Below are 19,065 nucleotides of genomic sequence, written 5' to 3'. Positions count from 1 at the left end.
TCAGCCTGGCCGCACCGCGGCAGCTGCTTCAGCGACCTGGAGCAGCACTATCGAGCCGCGGCGCGCGAGGTAGCCGCGGCCCGGCGGGCCCGTGAAGCAGGCCGAGGCCTCGAGGTTGAGGCCCACCGCACCGGCATATGCCTTGCTGGGGCTGAGGAGCAGCACCGATCCGCGCTGTTGCAGCTGCCCCAGGCCGCCCGGGAGGACGGTGAGTGGCTTGGTCGACGCAACCACCTTGCGACTGTCCGCCGCGGCCCAGAGCGCGCTACGGACGTCTTCGTCCCACCGGTCGACGTCGTCCGCGACGACGGCCGCAGCAGGAGCCCGTCCCAGTGCGAGAACGAGCGCCTCGACCCCGTCCGCGGGGTCGACGAACTCGACCCCGGCACGTGCAGCTGGCCCGAAGAGCTCGTCGCGCAACCGTGACCCGCCGCCCGCGACGACGACCAGCCCCTCCCCCGCGTCCGCCCATGCGCGGGCGCAGCGCAGCAGCGCCGTGGACCGGCCTGATCCGGACGGTCCCATGACCAGCAGCGGCAGCCAGTCCGACGGTAGCTCGACGGGCTCGGCGCCGTCGCCGCCCAGCCCGAGCGGGACAGCACCCGGGCGGCCCGGAGGCGGGAGTTCATCGTCCGCCACGTCATCGGGCAGCGGCCTCAGCCGCAGCGGGCCGGGGGCGTCGGGACGCAGGCGCGCGGCAGCCTCGGCGGCCCGGGCCCGGAGCCACGCGTTCTGGGCCGTGCTCGTCGGGTTGCCGCCGAGCACAGCGACCTGGACCTCCTGACCGGTCCGGCCGACGTACACGCGGCCCTGCGGCAGGCCGTCGACGTCCACCGACCGAAGACCGAGTGCAAGGACGTCGAGGCTGCTGCGGTTAGACCGGTGGACCAGAACGAGGTTGAACCGCCGGACGAGACGTTGGCCGCCCAACGTCTCGTCACCCGCTCCGACGACGGTCACCCCGGAGGCCGGACCGTGGGTGAGGATCCGGTCAAGGCTGCTCGTCCCGGCCCCGAGGCCGGTGCCAGTGGCGGCCGCCAGCTCGGGGAAGCCGTCGATGAGCAGCACCAGAGAGGGCAGATCGGGATGATCGCCATGCGCACGCAGCTCCGCGACGGTCCCGAAGCCGGTGCGCTGCAGCAAGCGGGTCCGCCGGTCGACCTCGGCCGCGAGCCGCTCGAGGAGTTGGGCCGCCTGCGGCTCGTCGTACGACACAACGGTCCCTGTGTGCGGCAGGACCGCGAGCGGGCTGAGTGCCGACCCGCTCTGGACGACATGCAGGTGCAGCTGGTCCGGAGGGAAAGACGCCGCAAGGGACCCGGCGATGGTGCGCAGCGTCGTCGAGCGGCCGCTCAGCCCGCCGCCGATGACAGCGATGTTGGCGGACAGCACGGGGATGGCGAAGGTGCTGTGTCTCTGTGCCGTGACGTCATCCAGCAGCCCGACGGCTACCTCGGTGCCGCCTGCAGGTCCCGGGTCCGGGAGGTTGTCGCGGTCGACGACCGAGGGCAGGGGCTCGGCCACCGGACGAGCGGGGCCGGCCATGCCGAGCCGTGCGGCGGCCTGTGCCAGCACCGAGACCAGCTCGGACAGCTCCGTCGGCCCGGTCATGGACGCCGCGGACCGCCACGTCCCGGATGACGTGTCGAACGCGAGGTCCGTCACCAGAACCGGCGGGCGGGCCACGGCGGCGAGCGGCACGTCCGCCTGCGCGGTCTGGAAGAGCTCTGCGGGCTCGCTACCGATCCGTGCGAGCGCTCTGCCCTTCACATGGCTCGGGAGGTCGGCCGCTGCCCGGGTGCCGAGCACTGTGTGGCTGTCTTCGACGCTCTGGACGCGCAGCGACACCCGCAGAGGCACGTTGGCGAGGAGACTCGAGCTAACCGCGCCCGACACCTGCTGTGTGGCCAGGATGAGGTGCACCCCGAGGGAGCGGCCGGTGCGCCCCACGCTGACTAGCTGCTGGACGAGGTCCGGCAGGTCGTCGCGCAACTCCGCGAACTCATCGATGACGACGAGCATCCGGGCGAGGGGCGGCAGCTCGGGCCGTCGTTCGCGCTCCACCCGGTAGCGCGAGAGCTCGTCGACCCCCGCCTCGGCGAAGGCGCGCTGACGCTGACGGAGCTCGTGGTCCAGGGCCTGAAGCGCCCGCACCGCGCCCGCCGGGTCGAGGTTGCTGAACGAGCCGACGCAGTGTGGCAGCCCCGCCAGGTCGCCGAGGCCGGCCTCTCCCTTGAAGTCGATGAAGAACAGGGACATGGCGGTCGGTGGGTTGTAGAGGGCGACAGCGGCCATCCACGTCCGCAGGAACACGCTCTTCCCGGTCCCGGTCGTCCCCACGACCAACGCATGCGGCCCTTGGTGCACGATGTCGAGGCAGAACGGGCGACCGCCCGCGGCGACGCCGACCGGGACGGCGTCCGCTCCTGCCGGGCGTTGCGCCCACATCTCGGCCGCCTCGGGGACGGTAGGCAGCCGGCCCACGAGCTCGGCAAGCCGGATCCGGGTCGGCAGGCCCTGCGCCGGTGCCGTACCCGAAACCCTACGCAGCGGTGCGAGCGCCCGCGCGGCGTCCTCCGCCTCCTGCGTCGACAAGGTCTCGGACCGGCCCTCGGCGACCTGCTGCTGGGAGCGACGGACGACGACCGACGGCTCGCTGCCCGGCGGCCGGACGGTCACGGTCACCCGCTTCTCCTCGGGCAGCCGGCGTTCGTCGTCGTCCACCACAAGGGCGAAGACCCCGGCAGCGGGACCGCGCGCGAGCAGCTCGGCGACCTTCGGGTCCTGCCGCAGACGGCCGGCCCCGACGAGCACGACGACGTGCTCCGGGGACGCGATCGCGCCGCGGTGCTGCTGAGCTGCCCGCTGCTCGACCACCGTGAGGAGCTGCCGCACGACGACGTCGACCTGCTCGGGAGTGCTTGCGGTCGACGCCCGCCGGTCGTCCGGGTCCCAGGAGTGGGGCATCCACCTCAGGCAGGACCACTCGGACGTGGGTTCGTCGGTGAGAAGGCTGATGCGCAACTCGTCCGGGCTGTGCAGCGTCGCCAGCTGGACCAGCAGCGAGCGGACGAGTGCCCCGGTCGCGGCCCGGTCACCGGCTACGCCGACGACGTGCTCGGCACGCAGATCCACCAGGAGCGGGCCGTCAACTGTCGTGCTCGGTCGGTCCACGCCGGTCGGCACGTCCATCTCGACGGGAGCATGCACGTTACCCGTCCCGACCCGCAGACCGAGGAAGCCGACGGCGTCGTCGGGCGACCGCTCCCACAACCGCACGGCGGGGCCGGCGGCGATCGAGGCGCATTCGGCGCCGCCGGGATAGGTGTCGTCTAGCCACGTGCGGTGCGCCTCGAGCGCGGCGGTGACCTGCCGGCGTGCCTCGACAGCTTGCTGCTCGTTGTCCAGCGCCGCCAGTCGCTGCCGGCCGCGCTGGCCGCGCCGCTCCAGGAGGGCTGTGACCGCGAAGCCCAACGGGCTGACGAGGGCGAAGACCAGATAGGCGGGGTGCCCCATCACGGCAGCCAGCACGACCCCGGCCACCAGCGGCACCAGCAGGCCGGCGTTGAGGAGCCGGCGCGGTGTGGGAACGGCCACAGGGGCGGGGAACGAGACCTTGGTGACCGGCGGGCCGACCCGGCGCGACCGCTCCCGGCTCACGAGCAGACCGCCCGCGCCGTCCGGCTGGAGGGCGGCTTGTGCTTGGCCGCCTCGGATGATGGCGACGGTGGCGCCGAGGCGCACCGTCGCGCCGTCCTTCAGCGCCGCCGGCGCGGTGATTGTCACACCGTCGAGCTGCGTGCCGTTGGCGCTGCCAGCGTCGGAGATGGTCGCCCCGTGCGGTCCGACGGTGATCGTCGCGTGGTGCCGGGAGATCTCCGGCTCGTCGAGGTGGATCCCGTTCGTGGATCGCCGCCCGACGGTGGAGTCACCGGCGGGGAGGTGGACGACGGTGCCGGTGAGCGGACCGGCTACGACGTGGAGCGCCCACCCTCGTTCAGAGCCTGCGGCGTTCACTCCCGACCCGCTGTCGTACAGGACGTCCCCGTCGAAGATGGCGTTGGCGACGAGGGCCGAGCGGTCCAGGCCGACCGGCGCCCCGAGCCGGTCCGTCCGCGCGAGCTGAGCAGCGGGCGCGAACGCGAGCGCGTCGGCGAGCTGGCCCACCGTAGCGTCGGACGTGCCGTCGATGACGACGTCGCGCGGCAACCGGTCGGTTCCGGTGACGGTGAGACGGAGGACAGACACAGGCAACTCCCGGAAGGGCGCGACGACCGCGGTGCCGGCCGGCTGGCGGCATCCGCGTCACGATCAGGTGGTGCCGACCACCGAGCCGATGAAGCAGCCGGACCGGTTGTCGTAGGCGGTGAAGTCCCCGATGCCGCGCACCGCGAGGTACAGATGCTGTCCAGGAGCCACCCGGGTGGCCGGCACCGAGGTGCTCACTCCCCCGTAGCCGCTGACCGACACCACCGTCTCGACGACGGCGCCGGCGAGGGCGGACCCCGTGTAGACGCCGACCAGGGCTCTGTGGTCACGCCCGTCGGCCGCCGCGCCAAGCTGTACGCTGATCCCGTCGATGACCGACCCCTGCGCCGTGAACTCGTTCTGCCAGTAATGGTTTGCGGACACGTAGTGGCCGATGTCCGAGTTGTCGTTGGTGCATCCGTAGTGCGCGACCCGGACGACAGCAGGAGGCGCAGGGGACGTCGAGCTCGTGCTCGTGGACGCGCTGGCGCGCTTGGACTTGGTCGAGGAGCCCGACGACCGGACGGACGACCTGACCGAAGAACTGCTGCTGAAGCCGCCTGCCGCGCTCGTCGCCCCCCGGGACCCGTCGCCGGCTGGTCCAGACGTCGTTCCGGCATGCGAAAAGGTCGTCCCCACCGTGGCCCGCTGTGCGACGCCGGTCGACGACGTCACCGGTCCAGGGCTTCCTGCAGTCGAGCCCATGGTGCCGGACGCCGGGAGGCGGCCCGCTACGCCAGCCTGCCCTGCAGTCGCAGCCGAGGGTGCCGCGACGGCGGAGGTCGTGCCGCCGTCTCGGCCCACCCACCAGGCTCCTCCCACGCCGAACAGAACGAGAGCGATGGCTGTAGCGGCGAGCGCAGGGAGTGGGAGGCGTCGAGCTGCTGCGGTCCGCAACGGCGTGACCGGTTCACGCCTTGCCTGGCTCAGTCTCGTCGCCACGCCGTCCGTGCCGGGCGTACCCACCGCGGCCGCGCCCAGGACTGTCGTCAGGGACGTCGACGAGGCGAGCGTCGAGAGCCATTGCGACGCCGACTGCCGGGCGCCGCGCGGGGCGTCGACGACGCTGAGCACGGCGCCCAGGAAGGCCCGCGCCGCGGGCTCGCGATCGGAGAAGCAGCGTGCGGCAGCCACCTGGGCGGTCATCGCGGTCCGGTCGACCGTGCCGTCCGGGCAGGTGGGCGGATCGGCTCCGGTGACCAGGTGCACCGCGGTCATAGCGAACGCGTACAGGTCGGTCTCCGGGCCTGGCAGATGAGTGCCCGCGACGAGCTCAGGCGCCGCGTAGCCGGGTGACCAGCCGCTGCGCCGTGGCGCGTCTACGGCGCCGGTCAGCCCGAGGTCGACGAGGACGGCTGTGCCGTGGTCGTCGACGACTATGTTGGCCGGCTTGACGTCGCCGTGGCACACCGCGACGTCGTCGCGTGAGGCGGTGTGCAGGTCGTCGAGCGCGCGAGCGACCGTCCGGAGCAGCTGGACACGGGCCGAGAAGGACGCGGAGCCGTTGGCCTCCAGCCACTCCGGCAGCGGCACCCCGTCGAGCCACTCCATCGCCAGGTAGCGGAACAAACGCCCGTCGGTCGGCGTCCGCGCGCCGTACCGGTGCTTGTCGGGGCCGACGAACAGCTCAAGGACGTCGACGAGCCCGGGCGTCGCGAGGTCCTGCAGGACGAGGCCTTGCCGCTCCCATGCGTCCGTGTCGGCGACGGAGCAATCGCCTGCTAGCCGCTTCACGGCCACGGGCTTGGTGCGGCCGGGAGCGACCTCGAATTCGGCCTTCCACACCTCGCCCTCGCCGCCTCCCCCGACGACGCGGACGAGCCGGTAGGTGTCCGGTCGGCGACTAGGGCCCACCCAGATGCCGGCCCCGCTCATGCCATCCCCCGCCCAGACGCCGGACGCTACCCGGAGCGTCACTTCTCAGCGCACAGAGTAGCCGCGGCTAGAAGTCCGGCGATCGGCTTTTCGACGATCCATGACGTGCCGACCGTTTCCAGGTCGTGCCTGTCAACCAGGTGGCCGGGTCCGTGACGTCGAGGGAGGACGGGGCGCCGGAAGGCGCAGAAGAGCATCAACTTTGCGCAGCCCGCCCAGAGCACACACCGGCCTCCTGAGCGGACCACCGGACGTTCAGGCGAAGGCGTCTCTGTAGCCAGTGTCCAGGACGCCCGAGCTCTTCGGACCGGTCCATGTCGCCCCGTTCCAGGTATCGCAGACCAGGTGCTTGCCCTCGATGAACGTCCGGCAGTACGACACCGTCCCGTTGGGGTTACTCACCCACGCCCGGTCGGTGGCATACCCCCAGTCGTAGACCTGGGAGAAGCCCGACACCCAGCCCGTCGCGGTCAACGTGTTGCAGACCAGGTACTGATGCGTCGCGTCCCCAGCCCGCCCGCACTCCGACGGACCAGCCTTCGTGCGCAGATAGGCGTGGTCCGCCGAGTCCCAGGTCGTGGAGATCTGGACCGATGAGCCTGGGGCCGGGTCAGCTCCCGACATGGCGACCACGGAGTACGTGTAGTGCTGCCCCACCGACACTGCTCGATCGAAGTACGGGGCCGCCGCGACAGTGCCGACGTGCGCGCCGTCACGGAGGACTCGGTACCCAGTCGCTCCAGCCACAGGCTGCCAGCTCAGACCGACGCGGCTGCCATGCGTGATCGTGCTGATCGCTCCCACCGCAGCGACCGAACTCGATGACCCAGAGACATTTCGCGTGGCCCACTTCTCAAAGTGCACGATATCCGTGAACTTCAGCGAGGTCATGGTTCCGGTTGCTGTCGAGTACTTGCCCGTTCCTGCGCCGTTGTACTGCGAGATGGTGAATGTCGTCTTGTCAGGATTCACCGCGTCGATGACCGCGACGTGGCCGAACGTCTTGAGAGTGCCATCAGGGTTGTACGTCGCGGCTCGCACCACGGCAGCACCGACGGCCGGCGTCTTGTTGACGAGATATCCGCCGCGCGCCTTGGCACCGGTGGCCCACTGACCACCGTTCTGAAGGCCTCTCACCACTGAGTCCGGAACGCCGTAGTAGTCCTGAAGGTGGAAGGACGCCCAGTCCGTACAGTTCCGGTACGCGTAGCCACGGCCTGACGCCCAGGCACCCGCCGGATACTTCCCGTTGGCGCCAGGAGTGCCCGCGCACCACGAGTAGACGCCGAACTGGAAGGAACAGTCAGGCAGGCTTCGCGACGGGTAGTTGTCCCCCACCGCGGCAGACGCCGAGGTACCGATCAAGGCGAAGCAACTTGAGACCGCCATGAAGACCGCGACCAGCAGTGCTGCCCAACGTCCGCTCCGTGGCGACGACAATGTCCCACGCCTGCTCAGTACGCCCTCATCCACGTTCTGACCTTCTCCCACCCGTGGGCGGCTCCCCAGGAGTCGCTCCCGTTCAACTTCGATCTATCGACCAGCGCTTCACTGACGTCGCGCCAACCACTTCTTGCGAGGCACTCTCGCCCTCGAAGGCATGGGCGTAAGGACGTCGACGTCGTCGATTTCCACCGGTCCACGATGCCCCCAGACCTACCTTGCGGCGCATTGCCTCGCTTGACGTCGAGCCAGAACTACACGAGCGCCAGTTCAATGCGATTGCGCAGCTCACGGAAAGACTCGACGGTCTTTTTGTCGAATGTCACAGCATTGGGGTCCTGCATGGCATCCATGAACGCCGGCCGTAGCGTCGTCCCCCTGAGAGGCTGCATCCCAGATGTCAAGACACGGATGTAACCAATCTTGGCCATCGTCGGTTCCGAGAACTCCACCTCGGTGATCGACTTCATCGGCACCCGCCGCTCGCTCTTGCCTCGAGAGCGCACCAGACCTTTCAAACCCTTGTGCGGGCTGATTGTCACGAAGGTTCCATCGAAATCTAGGTTTCCGCTGATGCCCGTGGCGACGGTCACAACTATTCCTCTCCCACTGGCGAACGAAGTCCTCCGCGCGCCTGATGCTTGGCCAACCGGATCGAGAGGGCACTCACAGTAACTGCATAGGCACCCAACGTGACAGTAGTACATCCAGCGTCCAGCGCCGGCGCTTTCTGCGCACCCGAGCGGGGCGTCTGTGCCAGAACTCCGATGCGAGCCGTTCCGCCCAGCCTCTGGCGCTTGCCCCGCTGGGAGAACTCCACGCAACCGGCGGCTACGCCAGACGTCGCCCCTAAAATCCGCCCGAGTTCAAGGGGCGTCCTCGGAGACACGACACGACTCGGTCCTCGCGTGGTGCTCACATTTACGGCCCCGCCTCACCACCGTCCTGCTGGTCGCCGTCTCGTGCACAGTTCGGAGTCCGAGGAGCAGGGGCGCGCCCGAATGACCACCGCATACGGCCGCTGCCGGGAGACTCTCGTGTCGGCAGCCCATTGTGGTAAACGACCTCACATGTCAACGGACTCCGGGGCCGCCGGTGCCTCGAGGCGATCGAGCATCGAGTGTGCCTCGCGCTGCACCGACGCGAGTTCGCGATCTAGGTCCGACCGGGACGCCTGGACCGCCCGTATCACCTCGTGCATCTCGTCGATCTCGCGGACAGCGGCATCGAACGCAGTCGCGAACTCGCCGCGCACCTGGGCAAGAGTGGCGCCGGAAATCACCTCGCACTGCGCGAGGACGGCACCGACGAGTGCTCTACGTCGGCGGAACTTCTCCTTCGCGGCCGCTTCCTCGCCCCGCTCCTCCTGGAGAATCGCGTGGACCTCGAGCGCGACGGGCAGCACAAGGTTGCCGTACCTGGCCACCTTGCCGATGTTGTCAGCCCAACGCACTGCCTGATAGGGCTTGAACTTGACCCCGACGCGCTTTCCGACGTTGTAGACGATCTGATGGCCGGTGCTACCAGCCGACGCCCTGACACCGTCGCCAGCGCCCCAGGTCCTCTGGAACTTCTTCAGGTGCTCGGTCACTTTGGGCGCCCAAGGCGGCAGCCGAACCGGCTTCTGCCTCGTCAGACGGTCGCTGCCCGGCTCCACCGAGATGACTCGCGCCTCAACATCGGCTCGAACGTCGAGTGCGGCCAGCTGATGCGCATACGGCGACGCCTCTATCTCGCGGACTTCCGAGCTGAAGTCGGCGAGTTGAGACTGCACAATCTCCCGCACACCGTCCACGAACCGCTCGTTGGCCAAGTTCAGCTGCTCGTCGAGTCGGGCCGAGGCGTCGTCGAGCCGTCCCCACTCACCGGCCGGCGACACCTCGATCGCCTCGACCATGTCCGCCAGCTGCTCCGCCGCGCGGATGCAGGCCGAGCGGAACTCAGTAGCACGCCGTTCGAGGGCCGAGTCGAGCAGCCCGCGCCGGTTCGTGAACGCTCTGCGCTGGCGCGCGAGAACGGCGAGGGCCGCCTCGTCGGCCTCGTCCTCCGCCACGGCTGCGAGTGCTTCGCCAGCGACCAGCGCGACCTGCTGCAGTGGTACCCGGAACCGAGCCAGGTCCCCGCGTTCGCGCGCGATACGGTTGATCGCGCGCCGGAGCATGCCAATCCGTGACGCTTCGGCGCGGATCTCCGCCCGCGACCCATCGTCTTCGTGAAGCGCGTCCAGATACGTCCGCGCATCGCACTCGACCCACGGGACCTGGTCAGCGAAGTGGCCGAGCGCCTCGCGGACGGCGGCCTGGCGGACGCCGTCGGCTGCCTTGAGGCTCCGGCACTTGGTGATCACCACCAGAAGCTGTGACGCCTTGCGCAGGTCGTCAGTGACGTGTCGAAGGTGCGCGACCAGGCGGTCGTCGAACAGGTCGACAGAAACGGTGAACAAGACAAGGTCGGCGTTCCGCAACGCCTCCTCGGCGAGCGCGTCGTGAACCTCCAGACCGGCCTGCACGCCAGGTGTATCCACCAGCTCGACCAGGCCGTCCCAATCGAAGACCTGCACGTCCGACGTGGCGACTGCCGAGTCGATCAAGACCTCCGCGGCGCCGTCCGTGAGCGCCTTCACTAGCGTCGACTTCCCGCTGCTGTACTGGCCCGTGAGCACCATTCGCGGCCGATCGTGCTGCTCCACGATGAGCATGCGGCGCAACCGGAGAGTCTTGGCCGCAGGCAGTTGCCCAAGCAGGGCATCGAGCCGCGGCACCAGGTCGCGCTCGGCGGCCGCCGCAGAGTGAAACAAGAGGTCCGTCATGCCGTGCTACTCCTCCGCGTCGGGCCGGGTGATCTCGACCATGGTGCCAAGGTGGTGCGACAACGCTTCCGACCAGGCGGCGAGCACCATCTCCGGGGCAGCGGCCTCGGTGATGACCACGGTCGCGTTCGCGCGGGTTCGAACTGCGACCGGAACCTGGTCGGTCAGCCCAAGTACGTACGTCGCGGCACCCGCGCCCGGATAGTGGCTGCGTGCACGTCCGAATGTGAGCGGCTCCGGGGATGACGGCGGGAACAGCCAAGCCTCTGTCGAGGCAGAATCTCGCACCTGGACGGCAGCGAACACGCCGGGGAGACGCGTCGCTCTCTCGGCCGAGGCAGCAAGCCGTGCCCGGCCGTCGGCGTGGAGCAGACAGCGGACGGTCTGGAGGTCGAGGGTGCTGATCGCCGCCTCGACCGCCTCCTCCAAGCGGCCCACGACGTCAGCAACTGCAGACGCGGCAGCCCCCTTCTCCCCCTGGACCTCGAATCCCCCGGTGAGCTGTCGACGCACGTCACGAATCGTTCCGTCGACCTCTGGCAGCACCTGAGCCTGCAGTTCCTCGAGGATCGTGGCGATGCCCGCCCGTAGCAGCTCACGGTTCTCCTCCAGAATCGCGGCTTTGCTCTTGAAAAGCGATTGCGCCTTCATCCGGAGCGACCTCGACAGGGCACCGACAATGCCTCCGACGACCACTCCGACCACTGCCCCTAAGGGACCGCTGGACAATCCCGCCAGTGCCCCGATCTTCGCGCCGGCGACGGCCGCCACGAGAGCTCCCCCGGTGCCGACGACGGAGCCCGCGACCCGGCGCTTCCACAGGCCTCTGAAGTCGCGCAGGCCTTCGACGTGCATCTGGGGCCGAACCGCGGTGGCCCACTCGCGCTGCGCCGCCGTACTGGCCTCGTCGAGGGTTCGCAACAGTTCGTCGACCCTCTGCTTCACCGCGGAGTCGAGGTCGGCGAGCAGGGAGGTCTGCTCCTCCGCCCACCTCAGCCCGACCTCCGCGCCGAAGTCCGTGACACCGTGGTGCCACTCCCGTCGTTGACCGATGAGGCGGACGATGTCGTCCTCCAGCAGTTGGCGACAGGCCTCGACCAGGCGCTGCGCGCGCTGCTCCTGATCCCGTCGCAACCCGCCGGCCACGCTGACGACCTCCCGAACGCCCACAGCGACCCCGTCGAGAGCAGCCCTCAGCGCCAGCCCCTGTGCCCTTACCTCGTCAGCTTCGCGCACGATGCGTCGGGTGATTCGACGCTCCAAGCGCTCTCGCCTCAGAACTTCGAGGAGAGCCTCAATGCGGCTGGCACTCCTGAGCTGCGCACCGACGTCGTCCGTCTGGGCCGCCCGGGCGGCCTCAGCGTGGAGCAGCACTTCAGTCACCGGACGCACCCCCGCCGCGGCGAGGTGGGAGCGGATCGTCCTCAGGTGGCCCTCGTGCTGATCGAACACGGAGTCCGGGCGCGTTAAGAAGTCCTCGATGGCCAGCTCCTCGTCGAGCGGCGCACGACAGTTCAGCGCCACCACGACCGGCTTGCCCCGGAAGGCCACCGCCCGCAACGCCTGCGCCGTCTCTTCCTGGAAGGAGTCGTTGCTCGCGACCCACACTACGAGGTCGGCACCAGGCACCTCGGCCATAGCCAGGGCCACGTCCTGGGCGCCGTCCTTGGCCCCGACCCCGGGAGTGTCGACGACCTCGACGTCAGGCAGGTCAAGAGCCGGCGCCGCGAACACGTCTCGCGTCGTTCGCTGTGCACCCACCCCGATCCGTTCGGCGAAGCCACCGGTTAGTGCGGCGAGCAGCGTGCTCTTGCCCGCCATGGTCCGCCCCATGAGGAGAATCCGCATTGGAGGGGAGCTCGACGGGCCATCGCTGATCTCCGAGGGCATGAGAAGGCCGTCGAACGGCCGGGTCATCTCCTCGGCCACGACGGCTACCCGTGCGGCCCTGTAGGCGTCGCTCAACGCACCTCGGCATGCAGCCACAGCCTGCGAATGGGCCGGCAACGGGTCCTCGCTCTTCGGCTCTACGCCGAAGAACTGCTCTTTCACGGCAGGGCACCACTCCTGCCGGGACTTCTTGCCACTGTCCCCGCTCACGCAGGCCCCTCAATGAAGCAGCCATCCGATCTTCAGCGGGCAGCCCGCGCCTACCCCACCGCGATCTGACTATAGATGCCGACGCCGGCACGGCGTGGCCATCTCGTCGGGTTCTCCCTTGCGTGATCGACCAAGGCCCGCGCTGTTGCCCACGCTGGGCAGCGGACGCCTGAAACACGAACCGCTCGGCCTGCCCGGCACTGAGATGGCCCCCAGACACACCATAGAGTCGCTCACAGGCGAGCCCCTGGGGGTTCTCCTGTGGTGACAGGAGACCCGGCTGGCCGCCGCTGTCCGCCGTGGCGGCGACGCCTGGGTGTCAGCAGCCGTGTCCTGTCGCCTGGGGCTCCGGATCACTTCCCGGCCGTCGCGCCCTGTGTGGGTTTCGGCAGGTCCGGGAGCGACGGCCACAGCGTGCCGAACGGGCCGGTGATGGCCACGCGCCGGTACATCGGGTCTTTGCGTTCCGGTGCTTGCCACAGGTGGACGACGTCACCGGCGACGAGCCGGGAACGGCCGCGGAACGCCTCCAGGACCACGACCCCGGCGTGGTCAGCCCGCTCCACATGCCAGCGCTGCTCGTCGTGCTCGATGCCGAGAACCGTGACGGTGGTCGGCACCCCGTGGCGCACGACGTGCCGGCAGCCCTGCGGGATCTCGCCGAACGAGATCCAGGCGCCGCTACTTCCCAGAAGAGCGCAGAAGCCGAGGATGAGCGCCAGGCCGAGCCCTGAACCACTGCCGTCAGCCCCGGCGACGACAGCGCCCACGACGAACCCGCCTGTTGCCGCCACAGCGACGACACCGCCCGCTGCGGACGCACGCCCGAGCGGGCTGTTCCACAGCCATCGGGGCGGCGCCGGCGCACCTGCCTTGACATCGATCCTCGGGCGCCCCGGAACCAAGCCGGACGCCCAGGGCAAGGCCCCGGACAGCATTCGCCTACGGGCGGGCACGAACACCGCGACCGCGACGACCCACGACGCTGAGCCCACCCAGTCAGTGACGGGAGACGGGAGGACACCGAGGATCGCGATCCACCCGGCGAACACCAGGATGGCCACCAGGACCGGAACCGGTGACCGCCGAAGCATGCGCAGCCAGACCGTGAACGTCCGTGCCGTCGGCACGAGAGTCGTGGCCGCGGCGGCGGTTGTCGTGTCGGCGGAGCTCGAGGGTACGTCGCCAGCGGCAGGCGTCACCGCGACGCCAACCGTGACGCAGCGTCCGTTGCTCCGGCCGATCCAGCGTTCGTCACCACGGCAGAGTAGGGCTCCACGCATCGCGTGAGCACCCGAACGCGCAGCAGGCCGTGACGGCCGCCGGACGCCGCAACCAGCCAGCGCACGTGCCACGGCCCCTGTCCCGCACCCGTGCGGCGTCACGCCAGTAGCGCGCAGGCCCGGCGGGCGACGGTCAGACGTGTGACCGGTCGCCGTTCCTGCCTGAGTTGCTCACGGGCGAGGCGCTGGAGCCGCACCCGGTCCCCGTCCACTTCCGCCAGACGTGCCTCCAGCGCGGCCAGTTCGTCAGTTGCGAACTCCCCAGCCACACCTGCTTGAGGGGCGGTCGTCAGCTCCCACCATGGCCCCGGGCAGGGCAGTCGTGCTGGGCTTCGGGTCACCGGGTCGGCCGCCAACGACAAGAGCGCCGGGACCGCGATGTCCGCGGCCAGGCCCCGATCAAGGACAGCGTCCGCGAGGACCCCGAGGAGGGCGGTCTCAGTCCACAGCCGCGCGGGCAGCCCGAGGTGCTCCCGGAGCTCGACACACCGGGCAGCCACGTCCGCCATGTCCGGGTGCCCGACCGCCTCCAGCAAGCGAGCGTGCCGCTGCTCGACCCCGTCGCTCGACCGGCGCGGTCCGCGGCCGCTGGCCGCGGGCGACGTGGAGGGCCGGGGAGGAGGGTTCTTCCTCTGGGTCAAGCACTCTGGGTCGGGCCGCAGATCTGCGGCCACCCTGGCCGCATCCGTGCGGCCACCCCCGGCCGCAGAATTGCGGCCATCCTCGGCAGTGCCCGAGCGAGCACGCGCGCTCGGGGCCGTGCGGGCGGTCGGTGGTTGAGAGGGGGTGGCCGCAGATCTGCGGCCACCCCCTCCGCTAGCGGCTCGCAGACCGGAGCAGGCGGTTTCTGACGGGGCGCCTGGTGCACCCGACAGCGCGCCGGATCCCGAGCCAGGCGCGGCGGTGCGGACGACGTACCGGTTGGTGAGGTTGACCAGTCCATGCCGGCGGCGCTCGACCACCACCGCCCCGACCGCGACCAGTTCCTTCATTGCTCGGTCGACCGTGTCGGTGGACCGCTTCCGCAGCCGCTGCGCGAGCAGCCGCCGGCTCGGCATCCTCGCCCCTGACGTCTGCCCGTACCGCAGCAGCACCGCGTACAACCGGACCGCCACGTCGGAGACGTCCGCGTCGAGCAGCCACTCCGGGACGATCGCGAACCGGTCCTCCACGACCAGCAGGTCACGCTGGACCGTGTCGGCTCTGTCGTCCGTGCCGCTGGCGTCTGGGCCGACCTCGCTCATGCGGGCTCCGCGTTGGCTCGTCGACACCCACGACGCCGACGGCGGGGTCGCCAGGACGCGGCCGGTGCCGGGGTCGAGCACCTGGACCCTCGCCTGCAACGCGAGCGGTGGGCCGTACTCTTGGTTGCCTATGCTCTGTGGGGATGCTGAAAGAGTCATCACGTCCGAGGCTCCTGACATCGAGCCCGCACCAAACCGACGATCGACTCGCCGGGCGGGCCGGTTTACGGGGAACGGAACGAGCCCTTCCGGCGTCCAGAGCACTGCTCTCGCCGGTGGTCACTTTGGTGGTCACTACGTCTCTCCGCAGCGACCCGCCAGGACCGGAGCCGTTCCTACGTCATCTGGCCTCTGACCAGCACGAACACCGATCTAGACCGCACCTGCGACTACCCACCCAAACGGGACGGGCATCGGTTCCTAAACCGTGTGTCGGAGGTTCGAGTCCTCTCGGGGGCACGCCTGACCTGCGCTTTTGTCGTAGATCATTGGCTTCATGCATCGTTTTCGGGTCAAGTGGTCACTTTGGTGGTCACAACAGGACCCACTCAAACCGGACGACAGCCATTGCGGACGCGAAAACCGATGGTCCAGGTACGGAGCAGTACGGACTGGAACGTCGCAGGGTGTCTCACAGCCTGTTCCGTGGGTCGATCCACCATCTGCATCCGGGCAACGGCCAGCTGGAAGGGATCATCGCACCATCGCTTTCGGCGTATGCGGCGACGATCGAGAGGGCGTCGCAGCAAGGATGGCCGTCCTGCACAGGCGGTGATCCACCGCCGGGCGTCGCCCCGTCGGCGCGTACCTCATGACCGATGGTCAGGCAGGGCGACCGTTGCGGTCGGACGCGACGACGCGCCTAGGGCATGTGCTTGTCCACCAGCACAACCCGTTGGGGCGCAGGGCCTGTGGAGGTCGCCACACCCGGGCCGGTGCCCGGCTGTCCGGGACGGGTCGAGAGCGGCGGGGATGCGACGAAGGACCCGAGGGCGGCTCCAGGGCGATATGGGGGCGGCGGATGCCCGACTCGAGCGGGCACGGTCGCGACGACGCCCCGGGGGTCCCAGACGGCTCCGTGCTCGAGCAATGCGCCGTCTCCGCGGGGGCCGAATGAGAAGTCTCTAATGTCGGTCTAACGACCGGCTCAGGGCGGCGCGCAAGGCTTCCGGGACAAGGACCGAGGGGTCCCTGATCGTCCAGACCGGAGAGGTCCGTGCCCCCATGAGTCTGCCCCTGCACCCGCTCGTCGTCCACGCTGCGACCGTGCTGCTGCCCCTGTCGCTGCTCGGCGTCGTCGTCGCCGTCCTGGTCCCCCGGCTGCGCCCCCGGCTCGCCGGGTTGTCGGTACTCGGCCTTGTCGCCGCGGCCGCAGCGGCGTGGGTCGCCGAGGAGACGGGCGAGTCGCTCGCCGACCAGGTCGGCGTCGCGCAGGACCACGAGCGCTACGGCGAGATCCTCCCGGTCCTCGCCGTCCTGGCTCTCGTCGTGTCCGGTGCGTGGTGGCGGCTGCAGCGCAGCCCGGTCGCAGGCGCCCCCTCGTGGGCGCCCCGGGCCGCCGGCGCCGGTGTCGTCGTCGTCGCCCTCGTCACCACCTGGTTCACCGTGCTCGCCGGGCACAGCGGTGCCGTCTCCGTCTGGGAGTCCAAGACGGCAGCCCAGGAGTCCGCGGCGGCCAGCGCACCCGCGACGACGACGCCGGGCGGGGGGACGGCGACCGCACCCGCCGCCGGCAGCCAGTCTCCCGCTGCTGCGGCGTCCGGCGGCAGCGGCCCGACGTCGGCCGACGTGGCGAAGCACAACTCCCGCACCGACTGCTGGTCGGTCGTCGACGGAACCGTCTACGACCTCACGTCGTGGATCGGTGCGCATCCCGGCGGCCCCGGCACGATCACCGGGATGTGCGGGGTCGACGCGTCAGCGGCCTTCCGCGGCCAGCACGCCACCAAGGCCGGCCCCGCCGCCGCGCTCGCGAAGTACGCCGTTGGACCGCTCGCAACCGGTACTGCCGGGTCAGCCACAGCCGGCCCGACGGCCGCCGCTCCCGTCGCGGCGGCCCCGACGACGCGGTACACCCGGGCCCAGGTCGCCAGCCACTCCTCGACGTCCAACTGCTGGTCGATCGTCGAGGGCAAGGTCTACGACCTCACCCAGTGGGTGTCTCGACACCCCGGCGGCAGCGAGGGCATCGTCGAGATGTGCGGCGGGAACGGCGGCGAGTTCCTCGAGGAGCACTCGCGGGACGCCGCAGCGCGGAAGGTCCTCGCCGGCTACCAGGTCGGCGTGCTCGCCTGAGCCGGCCGATCTGCACGCCGCCGCACGGACGTCGCGACCAGGGACAGTGGAGCACCCAGCCCGGATCGTTCCGTTGTGCGCCGGGCAAGTCCGAACCAGGGCGCGGCCCGCATGGCCTGTGGAGCGCACAACGCGTTCCCCAGCACTCGTCGTGGCCATCCCGGCATCGCCTCTCCTGATGCGGACCGGGCGCAGACACCCCACGTGCCGCCTGCGGGAGAAGTCCTGCTCCTGCTGGACGGCACAGGAGATGGCCGCGCACCGCCGGATCATCGATCGAGGGCAATGCCAGCGCTTCTTCTGCCACAGGTATCCCCGTGGCAGGGCGACCGTTGCCGAGAACACCGATGGGCTGCTGCGTCGGTGTCTCGCTCAGGGAGCAACCTGCGCGGCGGCGGCGCCGACCGGCTCGCCGCAGTGGCCGCCGAGTCGAACCCCTTGGTCTTCCTTGCTGCCTCATGGTCGGGGACGTTTGCCCATGTCGACCAACGACCAGGGGAGGCAGGGTGGGTGCTGTCGGTCCAGGACCGGGGATAGCCGTCCAGGACCGGCGGGCAAGAACGCGGCGCCTGCCTCGCCAAGGACGGGGCCTTCCTTGAGGTGGGGTTGACGGGCACGTGATGTCGCCAGAACGCTTCCTCCGCGACCCTGAGGCATGACTGAGGTCGACCAACGTCGTGACCTCGGGTTCGAGCCCCGGCCCCGGGGCCGCCATCGCGCGCCGGACGACGACCAGGCAGATGTTCGGGAAGGGGCGGCCGGTCTGGCCGATCGCTTCCGCCATCACGCCGAGAGCGGTTTCTGCGTCATCTGCGGGAGCGTGTGGCCGTGTGCGCGGTCGCGGCGCGGGGACGGCCCGGCCCACACCCAGCGAAACCCACCCGAGGCCGGGTCGGGCCGCACTCGGCAACAGCTCAGCGCTCCTTGACCGTGGGTCCCCTTCGACGGCCGCATGCAGCCTTTGCCGGGGCTGCCCCGCCGCGAACTCGTGCCCTTCGGCCTTGAGCCGACAGATCACGAAGGGCGTCCAGCAGCGCTCGGGAGGTGAACCCGGACTGCGCGGAGATCCGGCATGTGCGCCGGTAGGTCCCGGAGGCTCTGGCGTGTCCGCGGCTAGCTGGAAAGCAACACAAGGAGTCCACATGGCCGCCCGCGCCGCACCACTGCCACCGAAACTGGCCGGCCAACCACGGTCCGCCGCTTCCCGCGGCCCACACTGACCGGCGACCCTCCGGACAAGACCTCACGAGCCTGGCCGCCGATCATCGCATCAGCATGTCGACGCATAGCCGGTCAGGCTCCAACCCCCGGCGACCGGCACAGCGACGACGGCGACGTGCTCGTTCCAGTCCGTGTAGTGCTCGAAACGGCGGCTGCCGTCAGATCGCACCCGGTACTCGGTGTACGGGCGCCTGCCGCTCGGGACGTCGAGCGGTGCCGCGTCGGCGGAGACGAGGAACGCTCGCAGCGCCTCCACCGGGGTCGCGAACGTGCGGGAGGAGTACCGCAGGGTCGGCGTCGCCTGGTCCATCGACGAGTTGCCGTCGGCGCACAGGATCGACTGCGCCACCGGGACCGGGCCAGGGACTGCGACGGTGCGTTCGATCAACGGATCCAGGTCGAACCAGGCCGCCGAACGGTCGACCCTGTACCCGACGGTCTCGGTGACCCCGCCGCTGGTCGTCAACCGCACCTGCACCTTGTCGCACGGCCACGCCGGCATCGACCCGATCCCACGCTTGAGGGTCAGCGTGTACTGAACGGCCCG

General features: G+C 70.1%; 10 protein-coding genes. 1 reads left to right on the top strand and 9 read right to left on the bottom strand.

Going from position 1 to position 19,065, the window contains the following annotated elements; translation table 11 throughout:
• The 8 genes from EDJALFJO_RS11290 to EDJALFJO_RS11255 all read right to left on the bottom strand — a co-directional run bounded on the left by EDJALFJO_RS11290 (position 1) and on the right by EDJALFJO_RS11255 (position 15,002).
• Entirely contained in the window at positions 1-4,248 is a 4,248-nt protein-coding gene (locus EDJALFJO_RS11290; RefSeq protein ID WP_158220398.1) for an FtsK/SpoIIIE domain-containing protein, read from the bottom strand.
• 63 nt (positions 4,249-4,311) lie between these two features.
• Complete coding sequence (locus tag EDJALFJO_RS11285; RefSeq protein WP_143448497.1) at positions 4,312-6,123, bottom strand: protein kinase; 1,812 nt, start codon at positions 6,121-6,123, stop codon at positions 4,312-4,314.
• Between the two features lie 255 nt (positions 6,124-6,378).
• Entirely contained in the window at positions 6,379-7,596 is a 1,218-nt protein-coding gene (locus EDJALFJO_RS11280; protein WP_143448496.1) for a CHAP domain-containing protein, read from the bottom strand.
• 224 nt (positions 7,597-7,820) lie between these two features.
• The gene (locus EDJALFJO_RS11275) at positions 7,821-8,159 is read right to left on the bottom strand and encodes a DUF4429 domain-containing protein (protein WP_158220396.1); all 339 of its coding nucleotides are present in this window, start codon (positions 8,157-8,159) and stop codon (positions 7,821-7,823) included.
• 473 nt (positions 8,160-8,632) lie between these two features.
• A complete protein-coding gene (locus EDJALFJO_RS11270) occupies positions 8,633-10,375 on the bottom strand; it encodes a GTPase domain-containing protein (protein ID WP_088285195.1) in 1,743 nt (580 codons plus the stop codon).
• A 6-nt stretch (positions 10,376-10,381) separates the two neighbouring features.
• Positions 10,382-12,475: a GTPase domain-containing protein gene (locus EDJALFJO_RS11265; protein WP_143448495.1), complete on the bottom strand. Its 2,094-nt coding sequence runs from the start codon at positions 12,473-12,475 to the stop codon at positions 10,382-10,384.
• Positions 12,476-12,828: 353 nt separating this feature from the next.
• Positions 12,829-13,539, bottom strand: coding sequence for a hypothetical protein (locus tag EDJALFJO_RS11260; RefSeq protein WP_143448494.1), 711 nt, complete (start codon positions 13,537-13,539; stop codon positions 12,829-12,831).
• Positions 13,540-13,856: 317 nt separating this feature from the next.
• Positions 13,857-15,002, bottom strand: coding sequence for a hypothetical protein (locus EDJALFJO_RS11255; protein WP_143448493.1), 1,146 nt, complete (start codon positions 15,000-15,002; stop codon positions 13,857-13,859).
• 1,224 nt (positions 15,003-16,226) lie between these two features.
• Between EDJALFJO_RS11255 and EDJALFJO_RS34940 the strand changes: the two genes are divergently transcribed.
• Positions 16,227-17,297, top strand: a complete 1,071-nt coding sequence (locus EDJALFJO_RS34940; RefSeq protein WP_198950204.1) for a cytochrome b5-like heme/steroid binding domain-containing protein — start codon at positions 16,227-16,229, stop codon at positions 17,295-17,297.
• A gap of 1,270 nt (positions 17,298-18,567) precedes the next feature.
• On the opposite strand, the gene EDJALFJO_RS11245 is transcribed toward EDJALFJO_RS34940, so the two are convergent.
• Positions 18,568-19,065 (bottom strand): hypothetical protein (locus tag EDJALFJO_RS11245; protein WP_233149807.1); only part of this gene is annotated, 498 nt, incomplete at its 5' end.

This window comes from Kineosporia sp. A_224, from assembly GCF_002198655.1.
Taxonomy (GTDB): Bacteria; Actinomycetota; Actinomycetes; order Actinomycetales; family Kineosporiaceae; genus R-H-3.
The sequence above is the reverse complement of the archived record's forward strand: the minus strand, read 5'-3'. Positions and strand labels throughout refer to the sequence as shown.